The organism is Serratia sp. CY43202, assembly GCF_052168755.1.
Lineage (GTDB): Bacteria > Pseudomonadota > Gammaproteobacteria > Enterobacterales > Enterobacteriaceae > Serratia > Serratia bockelmannii.
In genome coordinates, this window is the sequence record NZ_JBJNMB010000006.1 from 335,060 (window position 1) to 360,393 (window position 25,334).

General features: G+C 61.7%; 24 protein-coding genes and 1 pseudogene. 9 read left to right on the plus strand and 16 right to left on the minus strand.

The window, feature by feature from the left end:
* Positions 1–11 precede the first annotated feature (11 nt).
* Entirely contained in the window at positions 12–485 is a 474-nt protein-coding gene (locus tag ACJ8J5_RS14995; RefSeq protein ID WP_038874314.1) for an Lrp/AsnC family transcriptional regulator, read from the minus strand.
* Between the two features lie 215 nt (positions 486–700).
* On the opposite strand from ACJ8J5_RS14995, the gene ACJ8J5_RS15000 reads away from it, so the two are divergent.
* The gene (locus ACJ8J5_RS15000) at positions 701–1,468 is read left to right on the plus strand and encodes a transporter substrate-binding domain-containing protein (protein ID WP_060434701.1); all 768 of its coding nucleotides are present in this window, start codon (positions 701–703) and stop codon (positions 1,466–1,468) included.
* Positions 1,469–1,512: 44 nt separating this feature from the next.
* Here ACJ8J5_RS15000 and alr read toward each other — a convergent pair whose 3' ends face one another.
* Positions 1,513–2,592, minus strand: a complete 1,080-nt coding sequence (gene alr / locus ACJ8J5_RS15005) for an alanine racemase (protein WP_414104549.1) — start codon at positions 2,590–2,592, stop codon at positions 1,513–1,515.
* Positions 2,593–2,609: 17 nt separating this feature from the next.
* On the minus strand, positions 2,610–4,034 hold the full coding sequence (gene dnaB / locus ACJ8J5_RS15010; protein WP_025160134.1) for a replicative DNA helicase: 1,425 nt from the start codon (positions 4,032–4,034) through the stop codon (positions 2,610–2,612).
* 167 nt (positions 4,035–4,201) lie between these two features.
* Here dnaB and ACJ8J5_RS15015 point away from each other — a divergent pair, with 167 nt between their 5' ends.
* A complete protein-coding gene (locus tag ACJ8J5_RS15015) occupies positions 4,202–5,185 on the plus strand; it encodes a quinone oxidoreductase (protein WP_173889856.1) in 984 nt (327 codons plus the stop codon).
* Positions 5,186–5,484: 299 nt separating this feature from the next.
* On the opposite strand, the gene pspG is transcribed toward ACJ8J5_RS15015, so the two are convergent.
* Both pspG and dusA read right to left on the minus strand, forming a co-directional pair.
* A complete protein-coding gene (gene pspG, locus ACJ8J5_RS15020) occupies positions 5,485–5,703 on the minus strand; it encodes an envelope stress response protein PspG (RefSeq protein ID WP_033644411.1) in 219 nt (72 codons plus the stop codon).
* A gap of 157 nt (positions 5,704–5,860) precedes the next feature.
* The gene (dusA, locus tag ACJ8J5_RS15025; RefSeq protein WP_042785464.1) at positions 5,861–6,871 is read right to left on the minus strand and encodes a tRNA dihydrouridine(20/20a) synthase DusA; all 1,011 of its coding nucleotides are present in this window, start codon (positions 6,869–6,871) and stop codon (positions 5,861–5,863) included.
* Positions 6,872–7,073: 202 nt separating this feature from the next.
* Between dusA and ACJ8J5_RS15030 the strand changes: the two genes are divergently transcribed.
* Positions 7,074–7,607 carry a tetratricopeptide repeat protein gene (locus tag ACJ8J5_RS15030; protein ID WP_197770346.1) on the plus strand — a complete coding sequence of 178 codons (534 nt, stop codon included), beginning with the start codon at positions 7,074–7,076 and terminating at the stop codon, positions 7,605–7,607.
* Between the two features lie 18 nt (positions 7,608–7,625).
* Positions 7,626–8,171, plus strand: a pseudogene (locus tag ACJ8J5_RS15035) (RNA polymerase sigma factor).
* 4 nt (positions 8,172–8,175) lie between these two features.
* On the opposite strand, the gene ACJ8J5_RS15040 reads toward ACJ8J5_RS15035, so the two are convergent.
* Positions 8,176–8,748 carry a sugar O-acetyltransferase gene (locus tag ACJ8J5_RS15040; protein ID WP_025304451.1) on the minus strand — a complete coding sequence of 191 codons (573 nt, stop codon included), beginning with the start codon at positions 8,746–8,748 and terminating at the stop codon, positions 8,176–8,178.
* Positions 8,749–8,993: 245 nt separating this feature from the next.
* Between ACJ8J5_RS15040 and zur the strand changes: the two genes are divergently transcribed.
* Positions 8,994–9,506 (plus strand): zinc uptake transcriptional repressor Zur, encoded by a 513-nt coding sequence (gene zur / locus ACJ8J5_RS15045; RefSeq protein ID WP_414104550.1) that lies wholly within the window; start codon positions 8,994–8,996, stop codon positions 9,504–9,506.
* A gap of 102 nt (positions 9,507–9,608) precedes the next feature.
* Here zur and ACJ8J5_RS15050 read toward each other — a convergent pair whose 3' ends face one another.
* From ACJ8J5_RS15050 to ACJ8J5_RS15065, 4 genes are all read right to left on the minus strand, one after another.
* Positions 9,609–9,818 (minus strand): CsbD family protein, encoded by a 210-nt coding sequence (locus ACJ8J5_RS15050; RefSeq protein WP_004936743.1) that lies wholly within the window; start codon positions 9,816–9,818, stop codon positions 9,609–9,611.
* 315 nt (positions 9,819–10,133) lie between these two features.
* Positions 10,134–11,471, minus strand: a complete 1,338-nt coding sequence (gene dinF / locus ACJ8J5_RS15055) for an MATE family efflux transporter DinF (protein ID WP_025304452.1) — start codon at positions 11,469–11,471, stop codon at positions 10,134–10,136.
* Between the two features lie 103 nt (positions 11,472–11,574).
* Positions 11,575–12,183 (minus strand): transcriptional repressor LexA, encoded by a 609-nt coding sequence (gene lexA / locus ACJ8J5_RS15060; protein ID WP_025304453.1) that lies wholly within the window; start codon positions 12,181–12,183, stop codon positions 11,575–11,577.
* Positions 12,184–12,285: 102 nt separating this feature from the next.
* Positions 12,286–12,654 (minus strand): diacylglycerol kinase, encoded by a 369-nt coding sequence (locus ACJ8J5_RS15065; protein WP_015379225.1) that lies wholly within the window; start codon positions 12,652–12,654, stop codon positions 12,286–12,288.
* 148 nt (positions 12,655–12,802) lie between these two features.
* Between ACJ8J5_RS15065 and plsB the strand changes: the two genes are divergently transcribed.
* Positions 12,803–15,268, plus strand: a complete 2,466-nt coding sequence (gene plsB / locus ACJ8J5_RS15070; RefSeq protein WP_060434712.1) for a glycerol-3-phosphate 1-O-acyltransferase PlsB — start codon at positions 12,803–12,805, stop codon at positions 15,266–15,268.
* A gap of 66 nt (positions 15,269–15,334) precedes the next feature.
* Here the strand turns inward: plsB and ubiA are convergent, their stop codons facing one another.
* Both ubiA and ubiC read right to left on the minus strand, forming a co-directional pair.
* Positions 15,335–16,207 carry a 4-hydroxybenzoate octaprenyltransferase gene (gene ubiA / locus ACJ8J5_RS15075; protein ID WP_025304455.1) on the minus strand — a complete coding sequence of 291 codons (873 nt, stop codon included), beginning with the start codon at positions 16,205–16,207 and terminating at the stop codon, positions 15,335–15,337.
* 18 nt (positions 16,208–16,225) lie between these two features.
* On the minus strand, positions 16,226–16,741 hold the full coding sequence (gene ubiC, locus ACJ8J5_RS15080) for a chorismate lyase (RefSeq protein WP_025304456.1): 516 nt from the start codon (positions 16,739–16,741) through the stop codon (positions 16,226–16,228).
* Positions 16,742–17,133: 392 nt separating this feature from the next.
* On the opposite strand from ubiC, the gene ACJ8J5_RS15085 reads away from it, so the two are divergent.
* Genes ACJ8J5_RS15085 through ACJ8J5_RS15095 form a run of 3 tightly spaced genes read left to right on the plus strand, consistent with a single transcriptional unit; the run spans position 17,134 to position 20,547 of the window.
* Entirely contained in the window at positions 17,134–18,516 is a 1,383-nt protein-coding gene (locus ACJ8J5_RS15085; protein ID WP_414104551.1) for an MFS transporter, read from the plus strand.
* Positions 18,517–18,540: 24 nt separating this feature from the next.
* Positions 18,541–19,542, plus strand: a complete 1,002-nt coding sequence (locus tag ACJ8J5_RS15090; RefSeq protein ID WP_025304458.1) for a LacI family DNA-binding transcriptional regulator — start codon at positions 18,541–18,543, stop codon at positions 19,540–19,542.
* Between the two features lie 21 nt (positions 19,543–19,563).
* Complete coding sequence (locus ACJ8J5_RS15095; protein ID WP_414104552.1) at positions 19,564–20,547, plus strand: nucleoside hydrolase; 984 nt, start codon at positions 19,564–19,566, stop codon at positions 20,545–20,547.
* 55 nt (positions 20,548–20,602) lie between these two features.
* Here ACJ8J5_RS15095 and malM read toward each other — a convergent pair whose 3' ends face one another.
* The 4 genes from malM to ACJ8J5_RS15115 form a co-directional block, all read right to left on the minus strand.
* Positions 20,603–21,508 carry a maltose operon protein MalM gene (malM, locus tag ACJ8J5_RS15100; protein WP_025304460.1) on the minus strand — a complete coding sequence of 302 codons (906 nt, stop codon included), beginning with the start codon at positions 21,506–21,508 and terminating at the stop codon, positions 20,603–20,605.
* A 100-nt stretch (positions 21,509–21,608) separates the two neighbouring features.
* A complete protein-coding gene (locus ACJ8J5_RS15105; protein WP_414104559.1) occupies positions 21,609–22,898 on the minus strand; it encodes a maltoporin in 1,290 nt (429 codons plus the stop codon).
* Positions 22,899–22,930: 32 nt separating this feature from the next.
* Positions 22,931–24,040 carry a maltose/maltodextrin ABC transporter ATP-binding protein MalK gene (gene malK, locus ACJ8J5_RS15110; protein WP_025304462.1) on the minus strand — a complete coding sequence of 370 codons (1,110 nt, stop codon included), beginning with the start codon at positions 24,038–24,040 and terminating at the stop codon, positions 22,931–22,933.
* Positions 24,033–25,004 carry an alpha-amylase family glycosyl hydrolase gene (locus tag ACJ8J5_RS15115; RefSeq protein WP_414104553.1) on the minus strand — a complete coding sequence of 324 codons (972 nt, stop codon included), beginning with the start codon at positions 25,002–25,004 and terminating at the stop codon, positions 24,033–24,035. The genes malK and ACJ8J5_RS15115 overlap by 8 nt, the downstream gene beginning before the upstream one ends.
* Positions 25,005–25,334 lie beyond the last annotated feature (330 nt).

Genomic DNA, 25,334 nt, shown 5'->3' on the forward strand with positions numbered 1-25,334 from the left:
CGCATTCGGTTTTAGCTTTCTCGCGCCACCGGCAATAAACCGTTTTCCTTGATGCGATTGAGCACCACCGCCGTTTTGATATGCGCTACGCTTTTGTGCGGCGACAGCGTCTGACTGATGAATTCGCTCAGCGCCGGCAGGTCTGCCACCGCCACTTTCAACAGGTAATCGGCGTCGCCGGTAGTCTTGTAAGCGTCAAGGATCGCGTCCACGTCCTCCAGCATCTGATGAAAGCTGTCGATCTGCTCCTGCGCGTGCGTGATCAGGCTGACTTCAATCAGCCCCACCAGCCCCAGGCCGACCGCCTCCGGCGCCAGCCGCGCGTGGTAGCCGCGGATCAGCTGCGCCTGCTCCAGGCTGATGCGCCGCCGCGAACATTGGGAGGCCGAGAGCCCCACCAGTTCGCTCAGCTCCTGATTGGTCAAACGGCCGTTGGCCTGTAACAGCGTCAGGATTTTCATATCAAAATCGTCAATGTTGTACATAGCCACCTGTAAACTGTGTTAATAAATGTTGACGTTACAGCCTACCAGTTTTTTTACCGTTGCCGACGTCACACCCTGGCGCTTGAATCGCGTACAGCAGCAACGCCCGGCGTTTTCGCCGGTAAGCGGCATAAAAAACGGCTAACTCATGCAGACAAACGACAATTAACGGCGAAGTAACGCATAAAACCACGAATGTATAAAAAGGACGCCAGATGAAAAAGCTACTCCCCCTCGCGCTGCTGCTCGCCGCCGGCAGCGCCAGCGCGCAATCCCACCTGGACAAAGTGCTGCAGCAAAAGACCCTGGAGGTCTGCACCACCGGCGACTACAAGCCCTATACCTTCCTCAAGGAAGACGGCAGCTATGAAGGCATCGACATCGACATGGCGCAATCGCTGGCCAAGAGCCTGGGCGCCAACGTGAAGTGGGTGAAAACCAGCTGGAAAACTCTGACGCCGGACTTCGCCTCCGGCAAGTGCGACATCGCGATGGGCGGCATCTCCGTCACGCTGGAGCGGCAAAAACAGGTGTTCTTCGCTGACAAGCTGGATACCGACGGCAAAATCCCGCTGGTGCGCTGCACCGACGTGAAGAAATACCGCACTCTCGAACAGATCAACAAGCCGTCGGTGCGTCTGTTGGAACCGGCGGGCGGCACCAACGAAGCCTTCGTGCACGCCTATCTGCCGAAGGCCAAACTGACGCTGACGCACGACAACATGAGCATTTTCCAGCAGTTGGTGGACCGCAAGGCGGACGTGATGATCACCGACGCTTCCGAGGCGCTGTACCAGCAGAAGCGCTATCCGAAGCTGTGCGCGGTGAATCCGACCAAACCGATGCAGTACGGCGAGAAGGCTTACATGCTGCCGCGCGACGATCTGAGCTGGAAACTGTATGTGGATCAGTGGCTGCACCTGGCCAAGGCGACCGGCGAGTATCAGAAGGTTATCGACAAGTGGTTGGCGGTAAAGAAGTAACCCGCTGAGAAACGGGGCCGACGCGCGTCGGCCCCTGCGGCGCATCAGTCGCCGATGTATTCCATCGCCACACGCTGCGTGAGCTTGGTGATCAGTTCGTAAGCGCTGATGCCGGTGCAGGCGGCGATGCGTTCGACCGGCAGCGCCTGGCCCCACAGCACCGCTTCATCCCCCACCTTATCGGCGGCGTCCGGCCCGAGATCGACCGAAATCATGTCCATCGACACCCGGCCTACAATCGGCACTTCGCGGCCGTTGATCAGGATCGGCGTGCCGGTCGGCGCGCTGCGCGGGTAACCGTCGCCGTATCCCATCGCCACCACGCCCAGCCGGGTATCGCGCGGGCTGACCCAGGTGCCGCCGTAGCCGACCGCTTCGCCGGCCTTGTGCTCGCGCACCGCGATCAGGCTGGATTTCAGGGTCATCGCCGGCTGCAGACCATGCTCGGCGCCGCTGCCGTTATCCAGCGGCGACACGCCGTACAGAATGATGCCGGGGCGCACCCACTCGTTGTGGGCGTCCGGCCACAGCAGCGTGCCGCCGGAGGCGGCGACCGAACGCTGGCCCGGTTTACCGCGCGCGAACTGCTCAAAGCAGGCGATCTGTTTCAACGTGGTGTCGGACTCCGGTTCATCGGCGCGGCTGAAGTGGCTCATGATATTGACCGGCTGCGCCACGTTGCGGCAGGCGCACAGGCGCTGATAAAACGCCTCCGCGTGTTCGGGGCGCACCCCCAGCCGATGCATGCCGGTATCGAGCTTCATCCACACCGGCACCGGGCGCGCCAGCTCGGCCTGCTCCAGCGCTTCGAGCTGTTCGATGCTGTGCACCGCGGTTTCGATGTTGTTCGCCACCAGCACCGGCAGATCTTCGGCACTGAAGAAGCCTTCCAGCAGCAGGATCGGTTTGACGATGCCGCCGGAACGCAGCATCAGCGCCTCGTCGATGCGCGCCACGCCGTAGCAGTCGGCGTCTTGCAGGGTGTGTGCTGTTTCCAGCAGGCCATGTCCATAAGCGTTTGCTTTCACAACGGCAATCAGGCGGCTTTGCGGCGCCTGGCGGCGCACCTGTTGCAGATTATGTCGCAGAGCGCGGCGGTCGATTACAGCGGTTGCCGCTTTCATTTCAGTTCCTTAGCTGATTATTCGTCATCGTATTGTGGCCCCGCGTAGTTGTCGAAACGCGACCACTGGCCGTTAAAGGTAAGGCGCACGGTACCGATCGGGCCGTTACGCTGCTTACCGATAATAATTTCCGCGATCCCTTTCAGATCGCTGTTCTCGTGATACACCTCATCACGATAGATGAACATAATCAGGTCGGCGTCCTGCTCGATAGAGCCGGATTCACGCAGGTCGGAGTTAACCGGGCGTTTGTCGGCGCGCTGCTCCAGGCTACGGTTCAGCTGCGACAGCGCCACCACCGGCACCTGCAGCTCTTTCGCCAGCGCCTTCAGCGAGCGCGAAATCTCGGCGATCTCCAGCGTACGGTTGTCGGACAGGGCCGGCACGCGCATCAGCTGCAGGTAGTCAATCATGATGAGGCTAAGCCCGTCGTGCTCGCGGAAAATGCGCCGCGCGCGCGAGCGCACTTCGGTCGGCGTCAGGCCGGAGGAATCGTCGATGTACATGTTGCGCTTCTCCAGCAGGATACCCATGGTGCTGGAAATGCGCGCCCAGTCCTCGTCGTCGAGCTGGCCGGTACGGATGCGCGTCTGATCCACGCGCGACAGCGACGCCAGCATACGCATCATGATCTGCTCGCCGGGCATCTCCAGGCTGAAGATCAGCACCGGTTTTTCCTGGGTCATCGCGGCGTTTTCGCACAGGTTCATGGCGAAGGTGGTTTTCCCCATCGATGGACGGGCGGCGACGATGATCAGATCGGACTTTTGCATGCCCGCGGTTTTCTTGTTGAGGTCCTGATAGCCGGTATCGACCCCGGTCACGCCGTCGTGCGGCTGCTGATACAGCTGTTCGATGCGCGACACGGTGTCTTCCAGGATGCGTTCGATGCCCTTCGGGCCTTCGTCTTTGCTGGCGCGGTTCTCGGCGATTTGGAATACGCGGGATTCCGCCAGATCGAGCAGGTCTTCGCTGCTGCGCCCCTGCGGATCGTAGCCGGCGTCGGCGATTTCGTTAGCCACCGAGATCATTTCGCGCACCACCGCGCGCTCGCGCACGATGTCGGCGTAGGCGCCGATGTTGGCGGCGCTCGGGGTGTTTTTCGACAGCTCGGCCAGGTAGGCGAAGCCGCCGACCGAGTCCAGTTCACCCTTCTGCTCGAGCGATTCGGACAGGGTGATGAGGTCGATAGGCTTGCTCATCTCCAGCAGACGCTGCATCTCGGTAAAGATCAGGCGATGTGGGCGGCTGAAGAAGTCGTTGGCGACCACGCGCTCCGCCACGTTGTCCCAGCGCTCGTTATCCAGCATCAAACCGCCCAACACCGACTGCTCGGCCTCCAGCGAGTGCGGCGGCATCTTCAGCCCTTCCATCTGACGATCTCTGGAACGCTCTCTGGTTTCGTCCGCGTTTGTTTTGTTGGTTGGTTTTTTTCCTGCCATGAAACGTAGTCTTTATCCGGTTGCGAATGAAGGATCTTGACGCGAGAGTATACGTGATTTTTGCGTCATAACCGATGCAAAAAAGGTATTGAATCCCGCACGGGTGAACTGGATCTCCGATACTAAAAAGAATAGGGTGAAATCAGACACCCAAACGAGGTAACGATATGGCCAAGCGCATTCAATTCTCCGCCACCGGCGGGCCGGAAGTCTTGCAATACGTTGATTTTACACCGCTCGATCCCGCCGCCGGCGAAGTGCAGGTCGAGAACAAAGCGATCGGCATCAACTACATCGACACCTATGTGCGCAGCGGGCTGTACGCGCCGGCGAGCCTGCCGAGCGGCCTCGGCACCGAGGCGGCCGGCGTGGTGGTCAAGGTTGGCGCCGGCGTCAGCGCGATCAAACCGGGCGACCGGGTGGTGTATGCGCAGTCGTCGCTCGGCGCCTACAGCGAGATCCACAACGTGCCGGAAGAGAAAGTGGCGCTGCTGCCGCACAACCTGAGCTTTGAGCAAGGCGCCGCTTCTTTCCTCAAAGGGCTGACGGTGCACTATCTGCTGCGCCAGACCCACGAAGTGCAGCCGGGTGAAGTATTTTTGTTCCATGCCGCCGCCGGCGGCGTCGGGCTGATCGCCTGTCAGTGGGCCAAAGCGCTGGGCGCGCGCCTGATCGGCAGCGTCGGCTCCGACGAAAAGGCCGCGCTGGCGAAACAGGCCGGTGCATGGGCCACCATCAACTACCACAAAGAGGATATCGCCCAGCGGGTGGCAGAACTGACGCACGGCGAGAAGGTCGGCGTGGTGTACGATTCGGTGGGGCAAAGCACCTGGCAGGCCTCGCTCAACAGCCTGAAGCGGCGCGGCCTGATGGTCAGCTTCGGCAACGCGTCCGGCCCGGTGACCGGCGTCGATCTGGCGCTGCTGAATCAGAAGGGCTCGCTGTACGTCACCCGCCCTTCCCTCAACGGCTACATCACCAACCGCGCCGAGCTGCAGTACGCCAGCAACGAGCTGTTCTCGCTGATCGGCAGCGGCGCCATTCGGGTGGAGGTGAGAGACGATCAGAAATTCGCGCTGGCCGACGCCCAGCGTGCGCACCAGGTGCTGGAAAGCCGCAGCACCAGTGGCTCCAGCCTGCTGATCCCCTGATTGCGGCCAAAGAAAAGGGCTCCTTGCGGAGCCCTTTCTGTTACTGCGTTTTGTAGGGGTAGAGCAGGGTCCGCCAGAGACAGGGGTTGCTTTAGCAACACGAATTTTAGGTGTCTCTCACGGTGATGAAATCGGTCGCATCACTGCATCGCCCCACATCCTAACAGCCCCGTCCGGCAAAAAACACGCTTTATGTGCCACATCGCCGGGGAAAACTGCCAAGCTGTGATCGCTGCCGCATTAGCGTGGCGGGCAGTTATGCAAGTTTCATCGCGACTGACTGATTATTCAGCAAAAAATCAGTAACGCCGGATCTGGGGTTTCTGCATTGAACGGTAAATCCATACCCCAACCACCGCCAAAATCAGCCACGGCAGCAGCTTAATGACCACCGCGAACAGCCCGCCCAACAGCATGAATGCCGCCGCCACCAACAGCGCAGCGAAGATCCCCAGCAGCGAGATGCCGGTCACCATCAGCATCACCACAAAGCCAATGAGAAAGAAGATTTCCAACATGATTGCTCCTTTGCAATACAACGTATCTGCAGAGTGGATTACAAGAAGCGTGCCAGAACGGCGGATGGGCTAACCCATTGAAAACAGAGGACAGGCATCCGGTAACGCACCGAACGCCTGGCGAAAAAGACTAATTGTTGGTCAAATTTTTTGTGGATTACGCCATTTCGACGCGCGGCTGACGCACCAGCGCCAGCGCCTGCTCCACCACCCGCGCATCGGCGCCCGGCTTGTGGGCGTTCTCGCTCAGGTGGCGACGCCACTGGCGCGCGCCCGGCACGCCCTGGAACAAACCGAGGATGTGACGGGTGATGTGGCCGAGATAGGTGCCGTTGGACAGCTCGCGCTCGATATACGGATACAGCGCTTCGACGATCGCCACGCTGTCCGGCACCGCGGTCTGCGCGCCGAACAGTTCGCTGTCGACCCGCGCCAGGATACCCGGATTCTGATACGCCTCGCGCCCCATCATCACACCGTCCAGATGCTGCAGATGCTGCCGCGCCTCTTCCAGCGTTTTCACCCCGCCGTTAATGGCGATGGTCAGCGCCGGGAAATCCCGCTTCAGCTGATAAACGCGCGGGTAGTCCAGCGGCGGCACTTCGCGGTTCTCTTTCGGGCTGAGGCCGGAGAGCCAGGCTTTGCGAGCGTGGATAGTGAACATGTCGCACTCGCCGCGCCCGGCGACGGTCTGGATAAAGTCGCACAGGAAGGCGTAGCTGTCCTGATCGTCGATGCCGATGCGGGTCTTCACCGTCACCGGGATCGACACCACGTCGCGCATCGCCTTGATGCAATCGGCGACCAGCGCCGCCTGGCCCATCAGACAGGCGCCGAACATGCCGTTTTGCACGCGATCGGACGGGCAGCCGACGTTGAGGTTAATCTCGTCGTAACCGCGCTGCTCCGCCAGCTTGGCGCAATGCGCCAGCGCGGCCGGATCGCTGCCGCCCAGCTGCAGCGCCACCGGATGCTCTTCTTCGCTGTAGGCCAGATAGTCGCCCTTGCCGTGGATGATCGCGCCGGTGGTCACCATTTCGGTGTACAGCAGCGTTTCCTTGGTCAGCAGGCGGTGGAAGTAACGGCAATGACGATCGGTCCAGTCGAGCATCGGCGCGATGGAGAAACGATTGGCGGCGTAGGTTGGGGCGTGGTTGTCTTTCGTCATGCTGAGTTACTGGCTACCTGAGTCTGTCTGGGTTCAACGAACGGCGCGCGGCCGCAAACGGCTATTATAACGACAATCGGCGCCGTTGGGAAAACCCGCTTGCCGCCGGCAAAAATAAGCGGAGACAAGGCGAATAAACCCACTCGTTCAGGTGTTATCTCATTACGGGCGCGCACGGCGCCTCTGCCTTGAGGACACAACCATGAACAGCTTCATTAAACGCCTGCTGGCATCGGCCATTGCCGGCTGCCTGCTGTTTTCCGGCGCGGCGCTGGCGATGGGCGGCGACGGCAGCAGCCAAACCCCGCCGACCTGCCCGAAAGGCCAGGTCTACGACAGCAAAACTCAGACCTGCATGGTGGATAAAAGCGGCAAGGTCGACGACGTCGACCGCACTCACTACGCCTATGCGCTGGCGAAAAGCGGCCGCTATCAGGAAGCGCTCGATATGCTCAACACGCTGAAAGATCCCAACACCGCCGTTGCGCTGAACTATCGCGGCTACGCCACGCGCAAACTTGGCCGCACCGATGAGGGTATCGGCTATTATTTAAAATCAGTAGCCCTCGATCCGAAATACCCTAAAGTGCGCGAGTACCTGGGGGAAGCCTACATGCTGAAAGGCCGACCCGATCTGGCGCGCCAGCAGCTGCAGGTGATCCAGTCGCTGTGCGGCACCAAATGCGAGGAGTACCGCGATTTGGCGGCGGCCATCGACCGCCACCCGGAATCTTGATCCGACGCGCCTGCGGAGGTGACTATCAGCGGCGATGCGATACGCGATGAACTCGGCCACTATCTCTCCCGCCTGTGGCGCTATGCGCTGGTGCTCTCGCACCGGCGGGATGTCGCCGACGATCTGGTGCAGGCCACCTGCCTGCGTGCGCTGGAGCGCGCCGCGCAATTCACCCCCGGTTCGCACCTGGATCGCTGGCTGTTTTCCATCCTGCACTCCATCTGGCTCAATGAAGTTCGCGCCCAACATCTTCGCCAGGGGCAAGGCTGCATGGCGGCGGAAGAGCTGGGCGATGCGGACAACGGCGAACAGCCGGTCTGGCTCCATGAAGTGATGCGGCGCGTCAGCCGGCTGCCGACGGCCCAGCCAACGCGCTGTTTCTGGTGTATATCGAAGGGCTATCCTATCGGGAGGCCGCGAAAGTGCTGGCGGTGCCAATCGGCACCGTCATGAGCCGCCTGGCGGCCGCACGCTTGGCGTTGGCCGATGACCGCTCGTTGGCAAACGACGGCCCGCACCGCAAAGAGAGCCATCCCGCCCCCCTTGCCTCCTGCTCGTCGATAACGCCCTATTCCAACGAGCGGATAACCCGGCATGGCTGCCCCAGCGCCAGCACGTTGGCCGGGATGTCGCCGGTGACGATGCTGCCCGCGCCGATGGTCGTGCCGTCGCCGATGGTCACTCCCGGCAGGATCACTACGTTGCCGCCGATCCAGACGTTGTTGCCAATGGACACCGGCTGCGCCGAGGTGCGGAAAGGGAAATCCGGATCGCCGGTGAAGCGCTCTGCGGCCTTCAGCGGGTGGCTCGGCGTATAGATTTGCACGTTGGGGCCGATCAGCGTGTTGTCGCCGATGGTGATGGTATTACAATCGAGGAACACCGCATTGACGTTGATAAAACAGTTTTTACCGATGCGGACATGCTGCCCGTAGTCGCACCAGAATGGCGTTTCAATCCAACTCGCCTTCCCCCAGGCGCCAAACAGCTCGCCGAGCAGGCGGTTTTTCTCGTCCGCCTGATGCGAGTCCAGCGCCCCCAAGCTTTTGGTCAACGCCCTCGCCCGATGGTACAGGGCGATCAGTTCTTCATCGCGGCTGTTGTACTCCAGGCCGCTTAACAGCTTCTCTCTTTCCGTCATCACACAGGGCTCCTGCTCATCACGCGGGTGAAAGGCGTTATACCGCTCTCGTCCCCCGCTCTCCAGCGCTAAAACCGGCAACGTTGATTTGCCGCCCGACGGCGGGGAAAAGTTGTGATGCAACTCTCTTTTCGCGCGATCGGCGCGCCTTTCCCTGCGCTATCCTCAGGGGAAAAGGGGGCAACTCTCGGCGATTCGCCGTAATCATGGTAAAATCGGCTTTTTTACGTACCGGGATATTTGCGATGAACTCAACCACCCAGGAAAAGCTGCTGGCGCAGGCTGAACGCCTCTGCCAGCAACGCAATGTGCGATTGACGCCGCAACGGCTGGAAGTGCTGCGTCTGATGACTCAGCAACCCGGTGCAATCAGCGCATATGACCTGCTCGATCTGCTGCGCGTCGCCGAACCGCAGGCCAAGCCGCCGACGGTCTACCGCGCGCTGGATTTTCTGCTGGAGCAAGGGTTTATCCATAGAGTGGAATCGGCCAACAGCTACGTGCTGTGCCACCATTTCGAACAGCCGATGCATACGTCCGCGCTGTTTATCTGCGACCGCTGCGGCCAGGTGACCGAACGCACCACCGAAGGCGTGGAAGAAACGCTGCAGAAGCTGGCGCAGGAAGCCGGATTTGCGCTGCGGCACAGCGTGGTGGAAGCGCGCGGTCTGTGCGCCGGTTGCGTTGAAGTTGAGGCTTGTGACAGCAAGCATGACTGCGCCGAACACGATCACAGCATCGCCATCAAGAAGAAGTAAGACGAAGTCAGGTACTTCCCTGTACCTGCAGCCGGGGCGCCAGAGGATGGAGCGACGCCGGCCTGCGCTGTTGCCGGCCGCCGTCAGTGGCGGCCCTGCGTGTTACCAGCGGTGTTTGGTGTGATCTTCCCAGGCTTTCACCTCTTTCTCGGCCGCCTCTTTCTGGTAACCGTAGCGCTCCTGGATTTTACCGACTAGCTGTTCGCGTTTCCCTTCGATGACCGTCAGATCGTCATCGGTCAGCTTGCCCCATTTTTCCTTCACTTTGCCTTTCAGCTGCTTCCAGTTACCGTCGGCTTGATCTTTATTCATAGTCTCTCCGTTAACCTGTGGTGAATCAGTGATCCCTGTCGCCGGCCGGGGTTAAACAGAAGTTTTTCTGGTTGATACTCCCTTCACCTTAAGAAGCACCGCTCCCCTTCATTCACCAGCCACATGATTCATTCTAGTTAAACACGGAAATAAAAAAGCCAAATATCAGAATAAAAAACCATTAAAAAGAAAAATAAACACAAAAAACGCTAACAAACAACGAACTAAACCGGAAATATTCAGGCTGAAAACATGTAAGCAAACATGAATAAAAACATAAGATAAATTAATAATTAACCCAACAAAGCGTCCGGTCTAACGTGCAGCAAACCAGCTGCCGCGCACCTGATGACGGTGCCAAATCCAACCCAGCGCCACGCCACGCAACGTCAGAAACACCGCCAGCGCCAGCCAGAGCCCGTGGTTGCCTAGCAGCGGCACGCTGAACAGCGTCAGACCATATCCTGCCGCGGCCACCGCCATACTGTTACGCATCTCGGCGCCGCGCGTGGCACCGATAAACATGCCGTCCAGCAAATAGCACCACACCCCGACCAGCGGCAGAATGACCTGCCACGGTAAATAGTGGGCGGCCAACGCACGCAGCTCCGGCAAGGAGGTCAACGCCGCCACGATCTGCTGGCCGGTAACGGCATACGCCAGGCCGAAAGCCAACGCGACCAGCCCAGCCTGCCTGCAGGCCGCGTGCCACACCTTACGCAGTTGGCTGCCGTCCCGGGCACCGTAGGCGTGGCCGGAATGGGCCTCCACCGCATAAGCGAAGCCGTCGAGCGCATAGGCGGTAAACGTCAGCAGGTTCATCAACACCGCGTTAACCGCCACCACATCGCTCCCCAGGCGAGCGCCGAAAATGGTCAGCGACGCAAAACACAGCTGCAGCAGCAATGAGCGCAACATGATGTCGCGATTGAGCGCCAGCAGGCGGCGCAGATCGCCACGCCAGGCCTGACGCAGCATCGCCAGGGTAATACCGCGCAGACGCATCACTCGCCACGCCAGCCACAGGCCGAGCAATAGCGTGGCATATTCGGCGATGGCGGTGGCCGCCGCCGCCCCTCGTACGTTCCAGCCCAGGCCCATCACCAGCCAGATATCCAGCACGATGTTCAGCAGGTTGCCGACGATCAGCAGGATCACCGGCGCACGCACGTACTGCACGCCGAGCAGCCAGCCCAGCAGCACCAGGTTGGCCAGCGCCGCCGGTGCGCTCAACCAGCGGATCTCAAGAAAACGCCGCGCCTGCTCCAGCACCTCGCCATCGCCGCCGACGATCCGCAGCGCCAGTTCAATCAGCGGGTAGCGCAACAGGACGATCGCCCCCCCGGCCAACAACGCCAGCAGCAGCGGTTGCATAAAGGCGCGCGCCAGCGCCTGCGGGTTCTTCGCTCCCAGCGCCTGCGCCGCGAGGCCGGTGGTGCTCATGCGCAGGAACAGCAGCAGCATGAACAGGAAGCTGGTCGCCACCGCGCCGATCGCCACGCCTCCCAAATAGATCGGGCTGTCGAGGTGGCCGATCACCGCGGTGTCCACCAGCCCGAGCAGCGGCACGGTGATATTGGAGAAAATCATCGGCAGGGCGAGGCGCCACAGGGCTTTATCGGTGTCGCTGGTGAAGGCGGAAATCAGGCGCATGATGGGATGTTCCTGTGACAGAGTGACGAAGGGCGAGGTCAGAAACAAAAACGCCCCAAAACAGGGGCGATTGATACAGGGAGCGGCGGTGATGGCGCGGCGATTAAATCCAGTCGCCGTTGCGGATCACGCCGACCGCCAGCCCTTCGATCGTGAAATTCTGCTGGCGCAGATCGACCACGATCGGTTGGAATTCATTGTTCTCCGGCAGCAGCTCAACCATGTTACCGTGCTTTTTCAAGCGCTTGACCGTCACTTCGTCTTCGATGCGCGCGACCACGACCTGGCCGTTGCGCACGTCTTGCGTTTTGTGCACCGCCAGCAGATCGCCGTCCAGAATGCCGATGTCGCGCATCGACATGCCGTTCACCCGCAACAGGAAATCGGCGCTCGGTTTAAACAGGGAAGGATCCACCTGGTAGTGCCCTTCGATGTGCTGCTGCGCCAGCAGCGGTTCGCCGGCGGCGACGCGACCGATCAGCGGCAGCCCTTCTTCTTCTTCCATCAACAGGCGGATACCGCGCGACGCACCGGAGACGATTTCGATCACGCCTTTGCGTGCCAGCGCCTTCAGGTGCTCTTCGGCGGCGTTAGGCGAACGGAACCCCAGACGCATCGCGATCTCGGCACGCGTTGGCGGCATGCCCGTTTGCGAAATATGATCGCGAATCAGATCGTAGACCTCTTGCTGTCTGGTAGTTAGTGCTTTCATTCCGCCCCCTGTTTGTTTATACAGTCTTGCTGTGAGTATATACAGGTAAGCGCGGATTGGGAACCGAAGAATAAATAAAAATCAGTCAGTAGGCGACTTTCGTCAGCCAAAATGCTGCCACAAGACCGTGCCCCATACGAACAGCGCCAGCACGATCGCCAGCGACACCGCCGCCGATCCCATGTCCTTGGCCCGCCCGGACAGCTCATGGTGTTCGCTGCCGATGCGATCCACCACCGCCTCGATCGCGCTGTTCAGGATCTCGACGATCATCACCAGCGCCACCGATCCGATCAATAAAATGCGCGCTATCGCACCCACGTCCAGCCAGACAGCCAGTATGATAGCCAGGAGGGTCACCACCAGTTCCTGGCGGAACGCCGCCTCGTGTTGCCAGGCGGCGGAAAGCCCTTTATAAGAATAGCCGGCGGCCTTGATGATGCGGGTCAATCCGGTTGCTTGGTTTGCCATGTTTTCGTGCCTTTCTCAGAGGTCGGTCATAATAAAAAGAGTCTAGAACAGTCCGCGCTGACGGCTCTCGGTTTTCGAACACCACAGATCTGCTACCCGGTTTCTGGTATGCTTGCGGCGCATTGCTAACAAGAGGCTTCACGTTGTTATGTCAGGTTGGCGTAAAATTTATTATAAAATATTGAATTTACCACTTAAATTGTTGGTAAGAAGTAAGGTCATCCCTTCAGATCCGGTTACCGAGCTAGGGTTGGATCCCTCACGGCCGATTTTGTATGTTTTACCTTACAATTCCAAGGCGGATTTGCTGACGCTGCGCACCCAGTGCCTGGCGCAGGATCTGCCCGATCCGCTCAACGCGCTGGAGATCGACGGCACCGTGCTGCCGAGCTACGTGTTCATTCACGACGGCCCGCGCGTGTTCCGCTACTACACCCCGAAAGAAGAGTCGGTAAAGCTGTTCCACGACTATCTGGATCTGCATCGCAGCAATCCGGATCTCGACATTCAGATGCTGCCGGTTTCGGTCATGTTCGGCCGTTCGCCGGGCCGCGAAGGTCACGGCACGCCACACCTGCGTCTGTTGAACGGCGTGCAGAAATTCTTCGCCGTACTGTGGCTCGGCCGCGACAGCTTCGTGCGTTTCTCCAACACCGTTTCGCTGCGCCGCATGGCCACCGAGCACGGCACGGATAAAACCATCGCGCAGAAACTGGCACGCGTGGCGCGCATGCACTTCTCGCGTCAGCGCCTGGCCGCGGTAGGCCCGAGCCTGCCGGCCCGTCAGGACCTGTTCAACAAGCTGTTGGCGTCCAAAGCGATCGAAAAAGCAGTCGAGGACGAAGCGCGCAGCAAGAAGATCTCGCACGAGAAGGCCCAGCAGAACGCCATCGCGCTGATGGAAGAGATCGCCGCCGATTTCTCCTACGAAACCGTGCGTCTGTCCGACCGCGTGCTGAGCTGGACCTGGAACCGGCTGTATCAGGGCATCAACGTCACCAACGCCGAGCGCGTGCGCCAGCTGGCGCAGGACGGCCACGAGATCGTCTACGTGCCCTGCCACCGCAGCCACATGGACTATCTGCTGCTGTCCTACGTGCTGTATCACCAGGGCCTGGTGCCGCCGCACATCGCCGCGGGCATCAACCTCAACTTCTGGCCGGCCGGCCCGATCTTCCGTCGCCTGGGCGCGTTCTTCATCCGCCGCACCTTCAAGGGCAACAAGCTTTACTCGACGGTGTTCCGCGAATACCTCGGCGAGCTGTTCACCCGCGGTTACTCGGTGGAATACTTCGTGGAAGGCGGCCGCTCCCGCACCGGGCGCTTGCTGGAGCCGAAGACCGGCACCCTGTCGATGACCATCCAGGCGATGCTGCGCGGCGGCACCCGTCCGATCACGCTGGTGCCGATCTACATCGGCTACGAGCACGTGATGGAAGTGGGTACCTACGCCAAAGAGCTGCGCGGCGCCACCAAGGAAAAAGAGAGCCTGCTGCAGATGCTGCGCGGCCTGCGCAAGCTGCGTAACCTGGGCCAGGGTTACGTCAACTTCGGCGAACCGCTGCCGTTGACAGCTTACCTCAACCAGCACGTGCCGCAGTGGCGCGAGTCGATCGATCCGATCGAAGCTCAGCGCCCAAGCTGGCTGACGCCGACGGTCAACGATCTCGCCGGCCAGATCATGGTGCGCATCAACAACGCCGCCGCGGCCAACGCCATGAACCTGTGTTCCACCGCGCTGCTGGCCTCGCGCCAGCGTTCGCTGACCCGCGAACAATTGCTCGAGCAGCTCGAGTGCTACCTGCAGCTGATGCGCAACGCGCCTTACGCCCATGACGTCACCGTACCATCGCAGACGCCGGACGAGCTGCTGGATCACGCGCTGAACATGAACAAGTTCGAGGTGGAAAAGGACAACATCGGCGACATCATCATCCTGCCGCGCGAGCAGGCGGTGCTGATGACCTATTACCGCAACAACATCCACCACCTGCTGGTGTTGCCGTCGCTGATCGCCAGCATCGTCATGCATCATCGCCGGGTATCGCGCGCCGAACTGCTGCGCCAGATTGGCATGATTTACCCGATGCTGAAAGCCGAGCTGTTCCTGCATAACGACAAGGAGCAGCTGCCGGACGTGCTGCGGCCGATGATCGACGAGCTGATCCGTCAACAGCTTATCTGCGACAAAGGCGACGAGCTGGTGCTGAACCCGGCGCGCATTCGCCCGCTGCAGCTGCTGGCCGCCGGGGTGCGCGAAACCCTGCAACGCTACGCCATCACCATGTCGATCCTCAGCGCCAACCCGAGCATCAACCGCGGCGCGCTGGAGAAAGAGAGCCGCATCATGGCGCAGCGTCTGTCGGTGCTGCACGGCATCAACGCGCCGGAGTTCTTCGACAAGGCGGTATTCTCCACCCTGGTGGCGACGCTGCGCGAAGAAGGCTATATCAACGACAGCGGCGATGCGATCCGCGAGCACACCCTCGAGGTGTACAACATGCTGAGCGATCTGATCACGCCGGAAATCAAGCTGACCATCGAAAGCGTCAACATGCCGGAAGAGACCACCATCCTGCCGCAAACCGATGCGGGAGAAGAGCAAGACGAGTGATTTCGCCCGGCGCAGAAACACAAAAGGCACCCCGAGAGGTGCCTTTTTTCTTGCTGCAGGAAACCGTTACGCCGGCAGATAGCTCAGCGCGATGCCGATAAATACCACCAGCCCGACATAATTGTTCTGCAGGAAGGCCTTGAAGCAGGCTTCGCGCTCGCGCCCGGCAATCTGCTTCTGCTGGTGAATGAACAGCGCGCCCGCCAGCAACAGCGACCAGTAAAACGCGCCGCCGAGCTGCGCCAGATAACCGACCCACACCAGCAGCAACAGCGTCGCGAACTGCAACAGCCCGACGATCAGCTTGTCATAACGCCCGAACAGGATAGCGGTGGACTTGATGCCTATTTTCAGATCATCGTCGCGATCGACCATCGCATACAGCGTGTCGTAGGCCACCGTCCAGCAGATGTTCGCCAGCAGCAGCAGCCAGCAGCTGAGCGGCAGCGATTCGCTGACCGCCGCATAGCCCATCGGAATGCCCCAGCCGAACGCGGCACCCAGCACGAACTGCGGCAGGTTGGTCACCCGCTTCATAAACGGATACACCCAGGCTAGCGCCAGCGCCGCCAGCGACAGCCAGATGGTCATCGCATTCAGCGTCAATACCAGGCAGAAGGAGATCAGCACCAGCACCACGAACAGCACCTTGGCCTCTTTCGCGCTCACCCGGCCGCTCGGCATCGGCCGCCCGGCGGTGCGCTTTACGTAGCCGTCCACCGCGCGATCGGCGTAGTCATTCACCACGCAACCGGCGGCGCGCATCAGGAACACGCCGAGCACGAACACCACCAGAATCGAGAGCGGCGGCACGCCTTTCCCGGCCAGCCACAGCGCCCACAGCGTCGGCCACAACAGCAACAGCGTGCCGATCGGTTTATCAATGCGCATCAAATGGCTGTAAGCCCGCCATTTACTTTGAGTCACGCTTCCCTCCAACGTCTTGCTCTCCTCTCTTTATGCGGGGACCGCTGAATACAGCGGTGAAGCCGGTAAAAACAGTTCGGTCAGCAGCAGCGGCTTGCCCGCCAACCGCAGCCGTGAACGACGCGCCCACAGCGCATCCTGCCGGCCGATATGGATATAGTCGCGCGTCAGCTCGCCGCTGCTGAACAGGTAGCGCCCCAGCGGCAGCGTCCCCAGATCCACCAGCGCCTGGTCGGGGCCGGTCAGCGTATGTTCCGGGATCACCGTGCGCCCCAGCAGCCAGGGCTGGTCGTCGCCCAGCAGCACCACTTCGCGCAGCCAGTAGCGCGGGCTGTCGGGCAGGTGGTTCGCCTCGTCGCCCAGCGCCTCGCGCGTGACGAAGCATTCGCGCTGCGGTTCAACGCGCACCTGGGCGCAATGGCGTTCAAATCGGCGGGTCATGGAGCCTAACTCCATCAGCCAGTCGCTGACGGCGGCGGGCGCCGGAGGATCCTGTTCGGACAACCACTCCAGCGGCGGCAGGATGGAATCCCTGATGCCAGACATTGTTTTACTCCTCGCCTGAACCGCGGCCGGTGTGGCGCGCCAGACGATACAAACTGTTAACAGGCCCCCATTGTAGCGCAGAAATGCGAAAGCGGCAGGCTGATTCGTGGCGAAAACGGCAGGTCTGTCGGCCGGAAAAACCGGGGTTCTGTCATCTTTTTGCCATCCGCCTTCTCTATCTTCATTTCCCGGCGCGCTGACGATTCTGTGATCGCCCGCAAAGTTTCAGCCTCCTCGCGTTGTGTTATCTACGCGCGTAGATACCCTGATACGGCAGCGTTGAATCGCCATGCGTCCGACATGATTTGTCGGCACACCTTTGTTGCCGGCACCAGGGAAACCATCTTTAACCGCGCCCCTCCAGGCGCAGAACAAAAGAGGATAGCACTGCCATGAGCGAAACAACGCTTGCCCCTTCACAGACCGCCGACGCCGCGCTGGCGGCCGATGAACGCCTGGCAACCAAAGAGGGGCGCAGCCAATTTTGGCGCGCCACCTTCTCCTGCTGGCTCGGCACCGCCATGGAATACGTCGACTTCGCGCTGTACGGCCTGGCGGCCGGCATGGTGTTCGGCGACGTGTTCTTCCCGGAAGCCACGCCGCTGGTGGCGCTGCTGGCCAGTTTCGCCACCTACTCCGTCGGCTTCGTCGCGCGGCCGATCGGCGCGCTGGTGTTCGGCTGGATCGGCGACCGCAAAGGCCGCCGCGTGGTGCTGATCACCACCGTGGCGCTGATGGGCCTCTCCACCACATTGATCGGTCTGATCCCGCCCTATGCGCAAATCGGCGTCTGGGCGCCCACCTGCCTAGTGATCCTGCGCTTCGCGCAGGGGTTCGGTGCCGGTGCGGAACTGTCCGGCGGCGCGGTGATGCTGGCGGAATACGCGCCGGCCAAACGGCGCGGGCTGGTGGCGTCGATCATCGCCATCGGCTCGAACAGCGGCACCCTGCTGGCGTCGCTGGTATGGCTGCTGGTGCTGCAGCTGGACAAGGAAGATCTGATGAGCTGGGGCTGGCGCATTCCGTTCCTCGCCAGCATTCTGATCGCCGGTGCGGCGCTGTACCTGCGTCGCCACGTGCGGGAAACGCCGGTCTTCGAACGCGAGCTACAGCAAAACCACCAGCGCATGCTGGACGCCGCCCAGGCCGCGCCGGATACGCGCAGCTACCTGCAGCGCACCAAGGCGTTCTGGGTGATGCTCGGCCTGCGCATCGGCGAAAACGGCCCTTCCTACCTGTGCCAGGGCTTTATCGTCGGCTATGTCGCCAAGGTGCTGATGGTCGATAAATCGGTGCCGGCGCTGGCGGTGTTGATCGCCTCGCTGTGCGGTTTTCTGGTGATCCCGCTGGCCGGCTGGCTGTCCGATCGCTTCGGCCGCCGCATCACCTACCGCTGGTTCTGCCTGCTGCTGGTGCTGTACGCCTTCCCGGCGTTCTGGCTGCTCGACAGCCGTGAACCGGCGATCGTCATCTCGGTGATCGTGGTCGGCATGTGCATCGCATCGCTGGGGATCTTCGGCGTGCAGGCGGCCTACGGCGTCGAACTGTTCGGCGTGAAGAATCGCTACTCCAAGATGGCGTTCGCCAAGGAGCTCGGTTCGATCCTCTCCGGCGGCACCGCGCCGCTGATCGCCACCGCGCTGCTGTCCGGTTTCGGTCACTGGTGGCCTGTCGCCTGCTATTTTGTTGTAATGGCGGCCATCGGCTTAATCACCACCTTCTTTGCTCCCGAAACCCGCGGCCGCGATCTCAACCTGCCGCAGGATGCCGCGTAGCGAGAAGGCGAACAGGAACCCAATTTGGATAATCACTCCGCGCGACGCGTTACCCGCGCCGACGTGGCCCGCGTAGCGGGCACCTCCGTCGCCGTGGTCAGCTATGTGATCAACAACGGCCCGCGCCCGGTGGCGGAAGCCACCCGGCTGCGCGTGCTGGCGGCGATCGAGCAGACCGGCTACCGGCCTAACGACATCGCGCGGGCATTGGCCTCCGGCAGCACGCAAACCTACGGGCTGGTGGTGCCGGATATTTCCAACCCTTTCTTCGCCACGCTGGCGCGGGCGCTGCAGCAAGAGGCCTTCAGCCGCGGCCGCGTGCTGCTGCTGGGTGACGCCGGCGATGACCGGCAGCGTGAGTATGAGCTGATCAACAACCTGCTGCGCCGCCAGGTCGACGGCCTGCTGTACACCAGCGTCGATCGCCATCCGTGGTTCGAGCTGATCCGCGCCTCCGGCACGCCCTGCGTGATGATAGACACTATCGACAGCCAGGCTGGCGTCTGCGCCATCCGCGTCGACGAGCGCGACGCCGCCTGCCAGGCGACCCGCCATCTGCTGCAGCACGGCTATCGCGACATCGGCATTTTCATCGGTCCGCTAACCATGCTCAACGCGCAGGATCGCCTGAACGGCTGGCGCGATGCGCTGCTGGAGGCGGGCATTGCGCCGCGCGACGAGTGGATTTTCGAGGTGCCCTACACCCGCCAAGGCGGCTACCAGGCCACCCAGTGCCTGGTGCAAGGCCCACGCCCACGCGCCGTTTTCACCTCCAACGAACAGCAGGCGCTCGGCTGCCTGTCGGCGCTGGCAGAGCATGGGTTGCGCGCACCGGACGATCTGGCGCTGATTTGTTTTAACGGCACGCAGCAATCCGAATTCAGCGTGCCGCCGCTCAGCGCGGTCGAGCAGCCGATCGACGCCATGGCCAAGCGGGCCATCGCCATGCTGGCCGCCGGTGCCGCGCCCGCCGAGCTGCATGAATTCGCTTTTCAACTGCGCATCCGCCATTCATGCGGCTGTTAGCGGGTTTTCAGGACACCTTCTATGCGTTTAATCATTGATTGCGATCCCGGCAATGGCGTCCCCGGCGCCAACGTCGACGACGGGCTGGCGCTGGCCCTGGCGCTGGCGGCCAAACCGCAGCTGCAGCTGGAGCTGATCAGCATCGTGGCCGGCAACACCCCGCGCGAAGTGGGCTTCGCCGTCGCCACCGATCTGCTGGCGCAGAGCGGCTATCAGGTTCCTGTCGCCCTCGGCGCGGCGCGCGCCCTGAGTGAGCCGCCGGAGCCGTGGCGCGCGCATCTGGACTGCCCGATCGCCGATCCCAAGCTGGCAGCGCTGTGGCGCGACCTGCCCGCGCCCTCACTCGCCAACGCGCCCGCACCGGACGCCGCCATCGCCATCGGCGAGCTGATCTGCCGCCATCCCGGCGAGATCACGCTGGCGGCGATCGGCCCGCTGACCAACGTTGCGCACGCCATGCAGCTTTACCCGCAGATGGCGCAGGCGGTGAAAGAGATCGTAATCATGGGTGGCGTATTCAACGTCGACGGGTACATCAAGGACACCAATTTCGGCCTGGATCCGGAAGCGGCACGGCTGGTGCTGAACAGCGGCGCCGCTATCACGCTGGCGCCGCTGGATGTCACCACCCAGACCATGCTGACCCAGGCGGATCTGGCCGCACTGACGCAGCCGGATACGCCGCTGTGCCGCTATTTGCGCGCCACCACGCAGCCGTGGATCGACTATTCGCGCCATACGCGGCGCCTGCCGGGCTGCTGGATCCATGATGCACTGGTGATCGCCTGGCTGCTGGAACCGCAGCTGGTCACGACCGAAATGTTCCATGTGGATGTGGCGCTGGAAGGGGCGTTGACGCGCGGCAGCTCACGCCGTTGGCGGCCGGACAGCCTACGCCTGACGGTCGGCATGCCGCCGCCGCAGGGCAAGCCGGTGCGCATCATGCAGCAGGTGGACAACGCCCGTCTACTGGCGTTGATCGGCGCAACGCTGGCGCGCGGATGAAAAAAGGTGCGCCAAGGCGCACCAATCATCGAGCCAGCATCGGCAGCGCCGGGTGTTACCCCTTGCCTTTAACGCTGCTGATAAACGTTTTACGCGCAGTGGTCGAGCCCAACTTCTCGGCCTCATTCATCAGTTTCAGCGCCTTGTCGATATCGCCCGCCTTCACCGCCTGCTTGATGCCATTATTGAAGTAACTTTCGGTATCGTTGAGCATCGGCTCCGCCGGTTTCTCCGGGGTCGGTGCCGGCGCCGCCACGGCGGCCGGTGCGGTTGATCCTACCACCACCGGCGCCACGGTCGGCGCAGGCTGCAGCATACCGATCATCACGTTGCCGGTGCCCTGTTCCGCGGTCACCTTGAGCTTCAGCGTGCCGCTCGTCGCGTGGCCGGCGATTGGATCCGGGATATCCGGCACCGCGTTGCCCACGCCCTGCGCATAGGCCTTGGCCGGGTTGGTCAACTGCGTGGTTTTCGCCAAGTCCTGCCGAGTGGTGTACACCAGCAGGTAAATCTGTTTTTGACCAAGCGCCGGCGTCAGTTTCAACGTGCCTTCGAGGCGATCGGAGGACATTGCTCCCGGCGGCTGGTAAGGGAAATAGCTGCTCGGGTAATACGCCGCCGGGCGCAGATGCTCATCCAGCACCAGCACGCTCGGCGCGTACAGCGAATTGTTTTTAGCGAGGCTGCTCAGCGTCACCTCCAGCGAGCCGCGATCGGCCGGCAGCGTATAGGCGGCGATCGCCCCCTGAATCTCGCCCTGATTGAGTTGCGGACTGACGGCGTCGAGCTTCACCTCTTGCGACACCGGCGGTTGCAGCGGCTGCCACGGCAGGCTTTGCAGCGTGGCGGCGCTGATGGCCGGGGCGACGGAAACGTTAGCCGGCGTCTCGGCGTTGGCCGCCAGAGGCGCGCCGACGGTCAGCGCCAGCGACAGGCAGAGTGACAGCAGATTCTTTTTCATCGTTATATCCTCTTTCAGCGCCGCGGCGGATCAGGCAAGAGATCCGGCCGCGGCGAATGCGGTTGGGGGAGAGCCAGCGGCCCTCCCCGTCCTGTCGTCGTTACCACCAAATTTCCATCTGGGCGCCGAAGGTGACTTCGTCATCCTTGCCGCGGCTGAAGGTATGCATGCTGGTGTCGTTGTAAGCGGTGCCAGCGTTATACCCGGTGTCATCGCCGGTGGCGTAGCCCCACTTCTCATCCCACTTGGCGTAGGTGGCGAACAGGCGGATGGCCGGACGCGACCAGATGCTGTTGCCCGCCTGCCATTGCTGCGCCAGGGTCACTTTATACTGGCCGTTGCGATCGCCGGTGCGCTGGGATTTGACGTTGTCATAGCCCGCCTCCAGCAAGGTGCTCATGATCGGCGTCCATTTGTACATCGGGCGCACGCCCACGGTGTACCAGGTGGTGCCGTTGTTGTTGTCGCGGTCGATGTCCTGGAACATGGCGACGTACATCAGTGCCCACTGATCGTTGAAGTCGATGGCGCCGTGATCCAACACGCGGATCATCTTGCCGTTGTTATCAATGGTGGCGCCTTCGTTGCGGCCGTTGTTCTGCGAGGTCATCGAGTCGGTGGCGTACTGCAGCACGAACTTGTTGTAACCGTTCAGGATACTCTGCGTGTGTTCGGCGGTGAACATCCAGCCGTCTTTGCTGGCGCCGTCGGCCAGGCGGTAGTTATCCTGCGCATTGGCGCGGCCGTAGTCCACGCCCAGCTCCAGGGTGCCGCCCGGGTTCAGCTCCAGCCCGGCCAAGCGCACGTCGAAGGTGTCGTTGACGGTTGGACGCTGTTTCCATTCGTTATCCAGGTAGCCGTAAGAGCCGCCGGACTCCGAGTTGCGGGTCACGGCAGCGGACAGCTTGCCGAAGCCCAGATCGATGTTTTCCAGACCGGCGCCCGGGCCGGAGATATCCCAGTAGTAGAAGTCGATCATGTGAACGTCATGACGCTGATAGAAGCGCTTACCGGCCCACAGCGTGGAGCCCGGCAGCCACTCGATCAGGTTTTTACCCTGCACGTTGACTTCGCGGAAGCCCGGGGTCACATCTTCCCAGTCGGAACGCTGCGAGACCGAATAGGCCAGGTTAGTGTCGAAATAGAAGCTCTTGTCGCCTTCTTTCCACACTTCCTGCCCCAGTTTCAGTTCGGCGTAGGTTTCGCATTCGTTGCCGAGACGGTATTTACTCGCGGCGCCGGTGGCCTTGAAGCACTGTTGCTCACCGCCGCTGCCGGTCCAGCCGATGCCGGAACGGGCATAACCGTGGAAATCCACGGCCATCGCCTGAGTAGAGAGAACACCGGCGGCGACAGCCAGTGCCAGAGGAAGTTTGCGCAGAGTAGTCATCATTATTCTCCTGTTATACCGACTTTGATGCTTTAAACGCCCGGCTCCTGGTGCAGCCGTTTACATGCCGTACCGTCTTCACGGAACAGGTGGCAGCGGTGAGGCGGCAGGCCGATGGCGAATGTGGCACCTTCTTCTACCAGCACCACGTCATTCTGGCGGTACACCAGGTTTTGACGGATGGCCGGGATTTGGATGTGGATTTGCGTCTCGTTGCCGAGCTGCTCCACCACCTGTACGTCGCCGGTAAGCCGCACTTCTGAGGCTTCGCCGGGCAGCAGATGTTCAGGGCGAATGCCCAGTGACAGGTTGGCGCCGGGTTGAACGCCCGCGCCTTCCACCGGCAGCCAGACCAGCTGGCGGTTGGGCAGTTCGACCTGCACCTGTTGCGGCTCCGCCGCGGTCACCTTGACCGGCAGGAAGTTCATCTTCGGCGAGCCGATAAACCCGGCGACGAAGCGGTTGGCCGGGTAGTGATACAGTTCCAGCGGCTTGCCGACCTGCGCCACGCGACCGGCGTCGAGCACCACGATCTTGTCGGCCAGCGTCATCGCTTCGACCTGATCGTGGGTGACGTAAATCATGGTGCGCTGCAGGCGCTTGTGCAGACGGGAGATCTCGATGCGCATCTGCACCCGCAGCGCGGCGTCGAGGTTGGACAGCGGTTCGTCAAGCAGGAATACGTCCGGCTCGGCCACCAGCGTGCGGCCGATCGCCACGCGCTGACGCTGCCCGCCGGACAGCGCCTTCGGCCGCCGGTCGAGCAGGTGCGCCAGTTGCAGCACCTCGGAGACCTGGTTCACCCGTTGATTGATTTCCGCTTTCTTGGCGCCGGCCAGCTTCAGGCCGAACGACATGTTGTCCGCCACCGACAGGTGCGGATACAGCGCATAGGATTGGAACACCATGCCGATGCCGCGCTCGGAAGGCGGCACCTCATTCATACGTTTCTCGCCGATCAGCAGCTCGCCGGAGGTGATGTCCTCCAGCCCGGCGATCATGCGCAGCAGCGTCGATTTACCGCAGCCCGAAGGCCCGACAAACACCACAAACTCGCCGTCTTCGATGGTCAGATTGACGTCTTTGGAAATCACGGCCTCACCGAAGGCCTTATAAACGCTGCGCAGTGTCACGCTAGCCATGCGTTACTCCCCTGCTTTCGCAGTTAACATGTCGTGTGAAAATGGCGGAGGCAAAGCCCGCCAAAACCCATTGATGACCCTCTTGCTGCGCGCCGTGCTGCCATGCCAACGGCAAGGTCGCCTCAGACGGCGCGGCCGCCTGAGTATAAGGCTGCAGGTTTATCAGCGCTTCAAGGCATTGATCCTGATGGGTAATAAGTAAGCGCACCACGCCATCGCGCTGGCTGACCGCGCTCAGTTCGCCGTGCTGGATGAGCGGCGAACGACGCAGGGCCAACAGCGCCTGGCAGTAACGTAAGGTGGAGTGGCTGTCGTGCTGTTGGCGGCTGATGGCCAATGCGCGGTGTTCGATCGCCACCTGTTGATACCAGCTGATTTCGCCGGCGGTGACCTGTTCGGGGGCTTCGTGCCACGGCATCGGCGTTTGCGCGCCGCGCGGATCTTGCAGGCCGGCGGCATGCGGCAGCCCCAGCTCCTCGCCCTGATACAGGCAGATTGGCGCCGGTAGCATCGCCAGCAGCGTCAGAAAGGCGGCGGCGGAACGCAGGTCGCCCTGCCCCCAGCGGCTGACCACCCGGGGCTGATCGGCGTCCCCGGTGCTCCACAGGCTGTCCGCCAATGTGGTACGACGGGCGTGCAGCACCGCCACCAGCTTCTCCGCGCTGAACGGCATCACGTCCAGCGCCAGCGCACCGTGGGCGAACCGCCGCGGCGCGACGGCATTGCGAACGCGGTTGGCTTCATCGCCGTACCACAGCGTCAGCCCTTCGCCCGTCACCGTCGCCTCGGCCCCCGGCGCCAGCGTCTGCGGCAGCAACAGGCCGTCGATCGACAGCGCTTTCAGATACGGCAGCGCCGCCAGCATGCCGTGCGCGTCGCCCACGCCGTCCCCGTTTCCGTCACGGAAACTGGCCGGATGGATCCGGTACAGGGTGGGCTGAGTAGCGATAGGCGTTGACGACATAAATCCGGTATCCCTGCTGCGCGTAGCGTTGAAAATCAATGGGCCGATAGTGCGGGAGTCGCCGGAAAGGGTAATCATCCGTAACAAGATTTTTCATGGGGGAGGAGGCGGGAGGATGAGAGAACGACCGCGGCGATGAGAAGTTCCGCGCTTAAGGCAATTCTGTGATCCGGCTGGCAAAAATCGCCCCCCTATTTTGTGCCTGACGCCACAGAATAGAGCGCAACGTTAACTGGATCACACTCCTCATCTCAGGGGCGTAGAGGGGGGGAGGATGAGAATATGTCGCGTTGTGACCCACTATTACCGCGAAACGTCTCTCCTTGATTT